This window comes from Paraburkholderia graminis (genome assembly GCF_003330785.1).
Classification (GTDB): Bacteria; Pseudomonadota; Gammaproteobacteria; order Burkholderiales; family Burkholderiaceae; genus Paraburkholderia; species Paraburkholderia graminis.
The window spans coordinates 1,385,513-1,395,988 of record NZ_CP024934.1 but is presented as its reverse complement, the minus strand read 5'-3'; the positions used below and the strand labels follow the sequence as shown (position 1 = coordinate 1,395,988).

Here is a 10,476-nt window from a genome sequence, read left to right as displayed (position 1 = left end):
CAGATGTATTCAGATGTCTGACGCCCGCGCGCGTAAGCGCGGGCCGAGATGAGTCGATGCGCGTCGACACGCGATAAGCAGCGCGCTCAGAGCGCGTACGCGCCCGCAACCGGCGACGCGCTGTTGGCCGCTTCTTCGTCATCAAGACGCAATTCGCCGATCGCGCAACGCGGCGTGTCCACGACCTGTTCGAGCAGCGAGACGTAGTGCCACGCGAACTGCGCGACGAACGCATCGTCGTAAAGCTCGGCCGCGTACGCGAACACGCAGCGCAGTCCGTGGTCGCCCTCGCGCAGCACGTCGAGCGCGAGTTCGAAGCGCGCGTCGCTTGCGTCCGCATCGATCAACGCGCAATGCACGCCGTCGAGGTCGAGCGCGGTGTCGAACTCGTCGTGCAGCACGAACTTGATCTGCGCGAGCGGACTGCCGCCCGCACGGCGCCCTGAGTGCAACGCGGCCACGACGCGCTCGAACGGCACGTCGGCATTCGCCTGCGCGTCGATGCTGTCGTCGCGCACTTCGCGCAGCAATGTGGCGAACGGCTTCGCGCCCTTCACCGACGCGCGTATCGCGAGCGTGTTGACGAAGAAGCCGATCAGCGGCTCCGTTTCCAGCCGGTCGCGGCCGGCGACGGGCACCGCGATCGCCACGTCCTGTGCGCCGCTGTAGCGCGAGAGCAGCGCAGCAAACGCGGCGAGCAGCACCATGAACAACGTGGCGTTTTCAGCGCGCGCAAGCGACTCGAGACGGCTCGCAAGCGCAGCCGGAATGTGTGCGCCGACGCGCGCGGCGCGAGGCTCATAAGGACGGCCGCGTTCGTGCAGGGTCGGCAGATCGAGCAAAGTGTCATAACCCGCGAGACGGCCGCGCCAGTAGTCGAGTTGCGCGTCGAGTTGCGCGCCGCCGTGGATCGCGAAACGCACGCGCTGCCACGCGGCGTAATCGGCGTATTGGATCGCTAACGCAGGCAGCGCGTTTAGTGCCTGCTCCGCGCCCTGCTGCGCCGCGCGATAACAAGCAGCGAAATCGCGCAGCAGCACATTGATCGACCAACCGTCCCCGACGATGTGATGCATGACGAAATGCAGTACATGTCGCTCATCGTCGCGGATGAACAGCGTCGCGCGAAACAACGGACCGCGCGTCAGATCGAACGGCTCGCGGGCAAGGCGGCGCAATTGCGCGTTGAAGGCGTCGTCGGTTAGGTTGCGTGCGTCGACGGTTTCCCAATGCCACGCGTTGCGAACAGCCGCCAGGTCTTCTACCGGCGCAATCAGTTGACGCGGCGCGTCGCCGCTATCGTCAAAACGCGTGCGCAACATCTCATGACGATGCACCAGCGCATCGAGCGCGCTTTGGACGGCGTCGCCGTAGAGCGGACCGCTCATCGCGAGCGCCGCCGAGATGTTGTACGCGGGACTATCCGGGTCGAGTTGCCACAATACCCATAGACGTTCCTGCGGCAACGAGAGCGGCGCCTCGCCGCGCTCGCCTTCAGCGCGGCGCGTGAGAGCGGCAACGGTTGACGCGTCGTGCGACGGGACCACCCAGCGCTTATCTAGCGCATCCGCCAGAACACAAAGCTTCGGATGGCTAAACAAGAGGCCAACCGGCACTTCGCGCCCGAACTGCGCGCGCAACCGCGACGCAACCTTCGCGGCCAGCAGCGACCGCCCGCCGAGCGCGAAGAAATCATCCGATGCGCAAGGTGTCGGCACGTCGAGCACCTCGCTCCACACGCGAGCGATGACTTGCGCGGTCGGCGTTAATGCACCGTCCTTCGTGTTTGAAGCGAGTGCACCCATCGCGGCACCTTGCGTCGGAGCAAATCTCGAATCACGTACCGCAAACGGCACCAACGCACCGCTTTGCCATGCGGCAACGCACGCGCTGCGCTGCAGTTTCCCGCTCGAAGTACGCGGCAAATCGCCGGGTTCGAGCAGCAGAATCAACGCGGCTTCGTACTGAAATACGTCACCGAGCGCGGCCGCGATCGCATCGAAAATCGTCTCCGGCGACACCTGCCGCGTTCTGCCGCGCGGCACTTCCGCCGCGACGCCGATCGCTTCGGCGCCATCCGCTGCTTCAACCGGAAACGCGGTGATGCGCCCACGGCGCAGCCACTCGACGCGATCCGCGAGCATTGTTTCGAGATCCTGCGGATACACGTTCTCGCCGCGCAGCACGATCATGTCCTTGCGCCGTCCGCAAAAAAACAACTGACCGCCGTCGACGAAACCCAGGTCGCCGGTGCGCAGCCAGCGTCCGCGGAAACCGGGCGCGTCTTCGAGAAACACGGCGGCCGTGGCCTCCGGGTTTTGCCAGTAACCGTGCGTGATGCTCGGGCCGCCGCACCATATCTCGCCGACATGCCGCTCCGGCAAGCGCTCGCCTGTGCGCGCGTCGACGATTGCAAGCTCGTGACCGAACGCCGTCACGCCGCAACCGACGACGGCCTTGCTGTCGTCATTGCTCTCGTTGTTCGAAGCGACGGCCCGCGCAATCGGCGACGGCTGCGCGAGCGCCGATGCCGAAAAGCGCGTCTCAGGCGAACCTGTGCCGACCTCAACGCCGGTCAGAAACAGCGTTGCCTCAGCGAGCCCATAACAGGCGTACATCGCGCGTGGATCGAGACCGTGCGCGCTGAAGCGCGCGGCGAAACCGTCGAGCGTCGTCTGGCGAATCGGCTCCGAGCCGCAGAACGCCACACGCAGCGACGACAGGTCGAGTCCTGCAAGCTGCGCATCTCGCACGCGGTCCGTGCAGAGTCGATACGCGAAGTCGGGACCGCCCGTGACGGTCGCGCGTTCTCGTGCGATGCCGGCGAGCCAGCGCGCCGGCCGCTCCAGAAAATGCAGCGGCGAAATCAGCGTGACCTGGAAGCCGCACAGCACCGGCATCAACACGCTGCCGATCAGTCCCATGTCGTGATAAAGCGGCAGCCACGAGAACATGCGGTCGCCGGCGCGGCAACCCATGCCGCGCGACATTGCACTCACGTTCGCACATAAGTTGGCATGACTAACGATGACGCCTTTCGGCGACGCGGTCGAACCGGACGTGTATTGCAGGAACGCGATCGCATCGGGTTCGGCGCGCTCGATGCAGAAGCCGTCGTCGCTGCTTTCGTCCGGCGACACGAGCGTCGCGCCGTTCAAGCCCGGCTCGTGATTCAACGCAGCAAGCGACGCCTGCGATGCGCGCTCGACCACCGCGAGACGCGCCATGCAGTCGCCCGACATGCGCCGCAGCCGTTCGATATGTCCGCTTTGCAGCGCTTCGGCCGGATACGCGGGAACCGCGATCATTCCCGCATACTGGCAGGCGAAGAACGACATGACGTAATCGAGCCCGCTCGGCAGCATCAGCAGCACGCGGTCGTTCGGCGCACCGTGTTGGCGAAGGACCGCGGCAAGACGCCGGGCGCGCGCGTCGAGCGCTGCGTAGGTGAGCTCGTGCGCGTCGGTGTCGCCGTCGACGAGAAAGCGCACTGCCAGTTGATCGGGGCGCTCGGCAACGTGCAGCTTCATCACCGAGACAAGGTCGTTCGCGGGCGCCGCCGCGGTCTGGAACGGCGCGTCATCGAATGCCGCCGTATTGCTTACCGCGTGTTCGTGAGCAGCGCAATTCGCCGCGTGCTTGTCCGCGCCATCGTGGCGCGGCGTATTGATAACAGACATCCTCGCCTCCCGAGATTTGCCGCGCGCCGCGCGGCCGTCGTCGCGCTGGACCGCATCGCGCGGCGCACAGCGATCGCCGCCGTCGCATGCGTTGCGACGGCGGGCGTCAATTTCGTAGTCATTGCGGGGAGCAAGGCGTCTCTTGGGAACGCCGTTATGTGATGCGGGTCATGCGGTGCCGGTTACGGTGCATCACAGCGATGCAAACGCGGCCCGGCACATGACGATCAATACGCGAAACTGATTGGCGTGCCGCCGCGCGGATGCGCAACCGTGCCCATCGGCACGCCGTAAATTGCGCCAAGCATCTCTTCTTCGATCAGCTCGTGCGCGCTGCCGCTCGCAAGCAGGCGGCCGCCCTTCAGCGCGATCAGGTCGTCGCAGAAACGCGCTGCCATGTTGACGTCGTGCAACACGACGACCACGCCGAGACCGCGCTGCTGACTCAGCGTACGCACGAGGTCGAGCACTTCCAGTTGATGCGCGATGTCGAGCGCCGAGATCGGCTCGTCGAGCAGCAGGCACTGGCTGTCCTGCGCGACCAGCATCGCGATCCACGCGCGTTGCCGCTCACCACCCGACAGACTGTCCACTGCACGGTCCGCGAAACGCGTGATGTCCGTCAGCTCCATCGCCTCATGAACCTTCTCTCCGTCGACGCCGGTAAAGCGGCCAAGCGCGCCGTGCCACGGATAGCGGCCGAGCGCGACGAGTTCGCGCACCGTCATGCCGCTCGCCGCGGGCTGCTGCTGCGGCAAATACGCCACCTGACGCGCGAACTCGCGGTTCTCCCACTCGCGCAACGGACGGCCCGCGAAACGCAGCGTGCCCGCACTCGGCGACTGTTGACGCGCGAGCAGTTTGAGCAGCGTCGATTTGCCCGAGCCGTTGTGGCCGATCAGACCACACACGCGTCCCTTCGGCAGCGTGAGCGCGAGCGGATGCAACAGCACGCGTTCGCCGATGCGAAACGACACGCCGTCGAGTTCGTACATCGGCTCGCCGTGCGCAAGCTGCGCGGACGCGGAAATAACGGACGGATTGGCATTCATGAGCGGTGAATCCTGATCAGTGATAAGCGGACGCGAGACTCGCGGCATGCGCGGCGCCCGAGCCGTCTTCGACGATCTGGCCGAAATCGAGCTTGATAAAGCGCTCGGCGAGATGGAAGTAACGGTCGTCGTGCGTGATGACGAGCACGGTCTTGCCCTTGGCCTTCAGCTCCGGCAGCAGACGCTTGTAGAAGACGTCCTTGAAAAGCGGGTCCTGGTCCGCGGCCCATTCGTCGAACACATAGAACGGCCGGTCTTCCAGATACGCGACGACGAGCGCGAGCCGCTTGCGCTGCCCTTGCGACAGATCGAGCGTCGAGAACTTGCCGTCCTTCACGCTGACCTTGTGATCCAGTTGCAGATCGGCGAGCAGTTGTTGCGCGAGCGCATCGAGCCCGTCGGTATGCATGCCGAGCAGCGTATCGAACAGAAAGAAGTCGCTGAACACGACCGAGAAATGTTGACGGTAGGCGTCGCGCCGCGCTTCGTCGACGGGCTCGCCGTTCAGCAGCACGCGGCCGCTCTCCGGCACATAAAGTCCGACCAGCATTTTCGCGAGCGTCGTCTTGCCGCTGCCGTTGCCGCCGATCAGATACACGAGTTCGCCCGGACGGAACGTGAGGTCGATCGGTCCCAGCGTGAACACCTCGTTTTCTTTTTCGCGGAAGTAGCGATGCGTGGCGCCGTCGAGCGCAATGCTTTCGAACGATGCCGCGACAGACGGCTCGAGCATCACCTCGCTCGGTAGTTCGGCATTGACCTGTTCGATGCGCTCGAGCGCGACGCGCGCCGAACTCAGGCTCGGCATCGCGGCGAGGACGGCTTCGATCGGCATGATCATGTAGACGAACACGATCGCGTAGCCCGACATCACATGCGGATCGACGCGGATGTAGCGCGCGAACACGAAGAGCGTCAGGCCGATGAACGCGAACAGAATGAAGTTGCCCCAGCTCGACGCCGCCGCGTACAACATGTAGCCGCGCGTGCGCTGCACGCGCACCGCTTCGACGTTGCTCGCAAGCGTGTCTTCGACGAACGCGTGCTTGCGGGCGCGATGCAGCTTCAGTTCCTTCGCGCCGTCAAAGAGCGCGCGGAAGTGCTTGACCAGATCGTCCTCGCGCTTGCGCGACGCGCGCAGATGAAACATCGCGCGGCTATGCGCGTAGCGAAAACCCGTCATGCCGAGCACGATCGTCACGATCGCGACGATGAGAATCGGCCACGACATATAGCCGAGATACGCGAGGCAGCCGACGATCACCGCGCTTTGCATCGCGAGCGAAGGCAGGCTCACGAAAAACACGACGATGGTATCGAGGTCCTGCGTGAGCACCGCGAGCGATTTCGCCGCGCCCTGCTTTTCCAGATGCGCAAACGCGGCGTCGCCGATGCGACGAATCGTGCGCATGCGCAGCGTCGCCTTTGCCTGCTGACCGAGCCACATGAAGAGCGACTGCGCGAGCGCGCGCATCGCGAGCACGCCGAGGCCCACCGCGAGAAACTGCAAGCCGAGCCGCGCGAGGCCATCGGGCGTCGCGACCAGCGCCTGGTTGATGAGGGCGAGCAGCGCGGCATTGCCGAGGCCGCCAAGCACGCTCGCGATCAACGCGACGGCGATCATCCAGCGCGATTTGCTGACCAGTTGCAAAAGTACGGACATGAAGCTCCTTTCGTCGCGGCGTCAATGCAAGGGGCCGCGTCAGTTATCGGCGCCCCGCGCATCGTCCCGATGCGCGAAGGCTTTTTCGTGTTCGTTACGCGTGCCGTGTGCGGGCACATGACGGCGCGCCTGCGCCGAATGTGCCGCGGCCTGCGCGCGGCGCTTCAAAAACGGACAGCGCTCCTCGATGGGCGCGTTTGCGTCGTCCAGAAAGTACTGCTTCCATTCGAGGTTGCCCGGATCGCCGTAAAAGCCGAGATCGGGATGCGCGGGAATGTCGTCCCATGTTTCCAGACGCTTGCGCACCTGATTGCGTGCCTCACGGCCAATCACCTTGTTCGTGATGGTATCGACAAATACCGAACGCGGCTGGAACAGCAGCACCATTCCAGGACCTAAATTACGGCTATGGCGCGCGCGAAACGACGGACACGCGCACACCACGAACATCTGCACACCCGCATATGAAAACTCCCACGCTTCATCCATCGGGTCCGGCTGCTGGTCTGCCGCCGGGTCCGGGTCGATGTCGTGCAACCGCTGCAGAATGCCCCAGAAAAGCGTTCGATATGCATCGTGCGAAAGCGGCTCCGGGTCCGGCTCGAAGAATACCGCGATGTTGTTTCTCCTGTACTCCGGCCGCACCGCGAGCTCCGCGAAAGTTTGCATCGTCGCGGGAAGATCGCGCAGATCGCGGCCGTTCACGAACGAATAGAACATCTCGCCACGCCGCTCCGCCATCGTGCCGAAAAAGCACGGATACGCCGGATCGAGCACCTGCTCGCGCAGCGTCGCATACGAAGCGTCCAGCCACGCGGGCGCGGACACCGCGGCGCCCGTCGCCTTGCCGGCAATGATCCGGCTCTTCCAGTCGCTGACCTCGAATCGATCGGCCTCTCCGACAGCACTGTTGCCTGCTTGCATCGTTCGCTCTCTCTTCCTGACCCACTGTTGTGCGCGCCGAGCGCGCGAGGCATCCCGGACCGCGTGGCCGGGACGTCGATACTGTCGTGGGGAAGAGGCACCTCTGTTGTCGATCTTCGCCGTGGGCGCCTGCATGGTGCTGCGGTTTTCTTCTTGTTTGTATTCGCTTACGTCGTGGCCGTCGCCGGTTCGTCGAGTTCGGCGACGAGGGCCTCGATCCACGCATCGGGAATGATCGGCTGGTGATACGTGCACTCGTTCGACACCACCGTCGAGCCATGCAGACGTCCATCGGGAATCAGCACCATGTCGCCTTTGTGCATTGCGTGCTGCATGCCGACGTTGCCCCAGAAGAGCATGTCGCCCTCCTCGATCGTGACGAGGCGATGATCGTTGTGCACGTGCGTCGTCGAACACATTTCATGCGGCTCGACGAACGTCTCGCGGTCGATGCCCGGGCACTCGGCGTCGATGCGCGCGCTGATGCGATGCGCGAACGCAACGTAGTCGCGAATCGATGCAAGCCAGCGCAACTGCTCGCCGAGATCCCAGCGACCACGCGCGGCAAGCCGCTCGCCCGCGACGATGCCTTGCACGTACTGCGCACGCGCCGCCGCGCCGAAATTGTCGACGATGCGCCGCAATGCTCGCGCGCAACGCTGTTCGAGCGCGCTTTTCAATGCTTCGGCATCCGTATGATTTCGGCCAGCCGGCTGCAAGTGCGCGCAGGCGCGTTCGAGCGCGAGACCGAAGGCGAGCCATTCGGCTTCGGCCGCGAATGCCGCGCCGATCAGTCCGAACGCGCGATCCGGCCGACGCGCGAGCGCGTACAACAGGTTGCATTTCGCGGTGCTGGTCGGCAGATAGAACTGCCAGTACGCGTGCTGCCGACGCGTTACGCCGCTCGCCGACGCGACGCGTTCGAACAGCGCGTCGTCAGGCGTTTCGCGATGAAGGCTGGGCCGCTCATCAGGCGGGAGCATGTCGAAGAAGCCGCTTGCGCCGGCGCGCGCGAGCGCGCGGCGCTTCGAAACCGCGAGCGCCCAGCGCTGAACCATGATGAAGCGCAGCCCTTCTTCGAGGTAGTCGTTGCGCATGAGCCGCGCGAAGGTGTCGTTCCAGAACGCAAGCTCGTCGTCGACAATGCGCGTGATGCGCGCGCTCGCAGCGCCGACATCTTCGCTCGTGTCGACGTCTTTCGTCAGGTACTCGAATGCGTACGCTTCGAGAAACGGCGCAATCTGCGCGCCCAGTTGGCGGGTGTCTTCGCTATAGAAATCGGTGAAGCGTTGCCAGTCGGCAGGCTCCGCGCTCAGCGGCGGACGCGCGAGATCGAGCTCGTAGATCGACATCAGCGTGCGCCCGGACGCGAGCGCCGGAAGACGGCTCACGTTGTGCTCGCGCACCGGCTTCATGAACTTGAGGAACTCGAAGTCCTCGGGACGCAACGGGCGGCGATGGAAATCGTCGTCGAGCAGCAACTCGTCGACCGTCGCGCTGCGAAACGGCTGCGCCGCCGCGAACTGCTTGATGAGCGCGACGTAGCGCTCGCTGTGGCCAACGAACGGCGAGAAATCGAAGATCGGCAGCGAAGCCTGGCTCATGGTCATTCGGTCCTTATCCGGGTTGCCTCAAACTGCGAGTGTTGGTTGCTGGGCGTTGCGCGCGAGTGAGTCACGCGAGGGCCCGGTGCAACGGTTGCGTCGTGGTGTTGGCGGGCTGCGGGTCTTGTGCGGTTTGCGGTTGATGTGTTCGTTGCGCTTCTTGCATTCGTTGCGCGAGCGACTCGGCGACCGCTGCAAGTACGGCATCGCGCGCCGTGTCGATGAAAAAATGCCCGCCGTCGAACCAGTGCACCTCGCATGGGCCGCGCGTCTGTTGTGCCCACGCATCGACGTCTGCGCTGTTGGCCGTGGCGGGATCGTCGCGGCCGACGAATACGTCGATCGGACAGTCCAGCGCCGCCGCGCCAGCCGACGTGCCGGCGCGCGCCATCGTATGCGTCGTCATACGCGCCGGATGCGTGCCGCACAAATGAAAATCGGCGCGCAGCAGCGGCAACATAAAGTCGATGAAATCCGCGTCGTCGAGCAGTTCGGCCGGCGTGCCGCCGCGCTCGCGCAGGCATGCAATCATTTCGTCATGCGAACAATCGAGCCAATGCGTTTCGTGTTTGCGGCGCGCCGGCGAGATCGTTGCCGATGCACCGAACCAGACGGGCGCCGGCTTGCCCCGCTCGCGCAGCGCATGCATGAGTTCCAGTCCGACGAGCGAACCCATGCTGTGGCCGAACAACGCGAATGGAGCGCCGCCATCGACGAGCGCGAGCAGTTCGTCCGCGAGTTGCGCGACGAGCGCTGGCCATTCGGTATGCGGCGCTACGGAGCGGCGCATGCCGTGACCCGGCAGCTCGAGTGTTCGCACTTGCACGAACGATGGCAGCCGATGCTGCCAGTCCCGATACAGCGCCACGCTGCCGCCGGCATGCGCGAGGCAGACGAGCGTCAGCGTGGTAGGCGCGTCGTGCATCTCAGGCACATTCGGCATGCGATTCGGCGAGCTCATCGGTTCAATGCTCGCGCATCACGCGTTGGTCACGCGTTCGGCCGCTGCGCTCTCGGCCATCGCCTTGCGCAAGCTCAGCGGACGCATATCCGTCCAGACTTCGTCGATCCATTGCAGGCATTCGTCCTTTTTGCCGGACTTGCCCGCTTCGCGCCAGCCGGCGGGAATGGCCTTGTAGTCAGGCCAGATCGAATACTGTTCTTCATCATTTACAACGACAACGAAATTGCTGTTTTCGTCACCCCAGCTCATCGCGGCTCCTTGCTGAACGAAGTTGTGTACGTCTGGTTGATCGGGTGAAGGCGTCGGCTGCCCTTCTGTGCCTTCAACATCAAAGCACTGCTGCTTCACTTCGATCGACGGCTTATCCGTTTCGCATTTAAATGCGAATCATTTGCATTTAAATTTACTCGTCGGCCGCTGTAAATGTCAAGGCCGGCGACGTCCTGCTTTTGGTCGCCGTTCTCGCAGCCTCACGCAAACGTGTGCGCCAGCGGAGAAGCAGCTTAAGCCAAAACGTTTCATCAGACAAGCAAATAAGAATCATTTGCATTGTCATGCGTTTGTCGCCATCATCGGCGAGATTGGAAAC

General features: G+C 64.1%; 7 protein-coding genes. All 7 read right to left on the bottom strand.

The features are described from left to right. Nucleotides 1-86: 86 nt before the first annotated feature. Entirely contained in the window at nt 87-3,680 is a 3,594-nt protein-coding gene (locus CUJ91_RS06350; RefSeq protein ID WP_114156051.1) for a condensation domain-containing protein, read from the bottom strand. 227 nt (nt 3,681-3,907) lie between these two features. Beyond that, nucleotides 3,908-4,732, bottom strand: a complete 825-nt coding sequence (locus CUJ91_RS06345; protein ID WP_029972050.1) for an ATP-binding cassette domain-containing protein — start codon at nt 4,730-4,732, stop codon at nt 3,908-3,910. A gap of 16 nt (nt 4,733-4,748) precedes the next feature. Continuing rightward, nucleotides 4,749-6,395 carry a cyclic peptide export ABC transporter gene (locus CUJ91_RS06340; RefSeq protein WP_114156050.1) on the bottom strand — a complete coding sequence of 549 codons (1,647 nt, stop codon included), beginning with the start codon at nt 6,393-6,395 and terminating at the stop codon, nt 4,749-4,751. Between the two features lie 39 nt (nt 6,396-6,434). Further along, entirely contained in the window at nt 6,435-7,319 is an 885-nt protein-coding gene (locus tag CUJ91_RS06335; RefSeq protein ID WP_114156049.1) for a YqcI/YcgG family protein, read from the bottom strand. Between the two features lie 167 nt (nt 7,320-7,486). Further along, nucleotides 7,487-8,923 carry a cupin domain-containing protein gene (locus CUJ91_RS06330; protein WP_114156048.1) on the bottom strand — a complete coding sequence of 479 codons (1,437 nt, stop codon included), beginning with the start codon at nt 8,921-8,923 and terminating at the stop codon, nt 7,487-7,489. A gap of 70 nt (nt 8,924-8,993) precedes the next feature. Further along, nucleotides 8,994-9,884 carry a thioesterase II family protein gene (locus CUJ91_RS06325; protein WP_114156047.1) on the bottom strand — a complete coding sequence of 297 codons (891 nt, stop codon included), beginning with the start codon at nt 9,882-9,884 and terminating at the stop codon, nt 8,994-8,996. An 18-nt stretch (nt 9,885-9,902) separates the two neighbouring features. Further along, nucleotides 9,903-10,136, bottom strand: coding sequence for an MbtH family protein (locus CUJ91_RS06320; protein ID WP_114156046.1), 234 nt, complete (start codon nt 10,134-10,136; stop codon nt 9,903-9,905). Between the last annotated feature and the right edge of the window lie 340 nt (nt 10,137-10,476).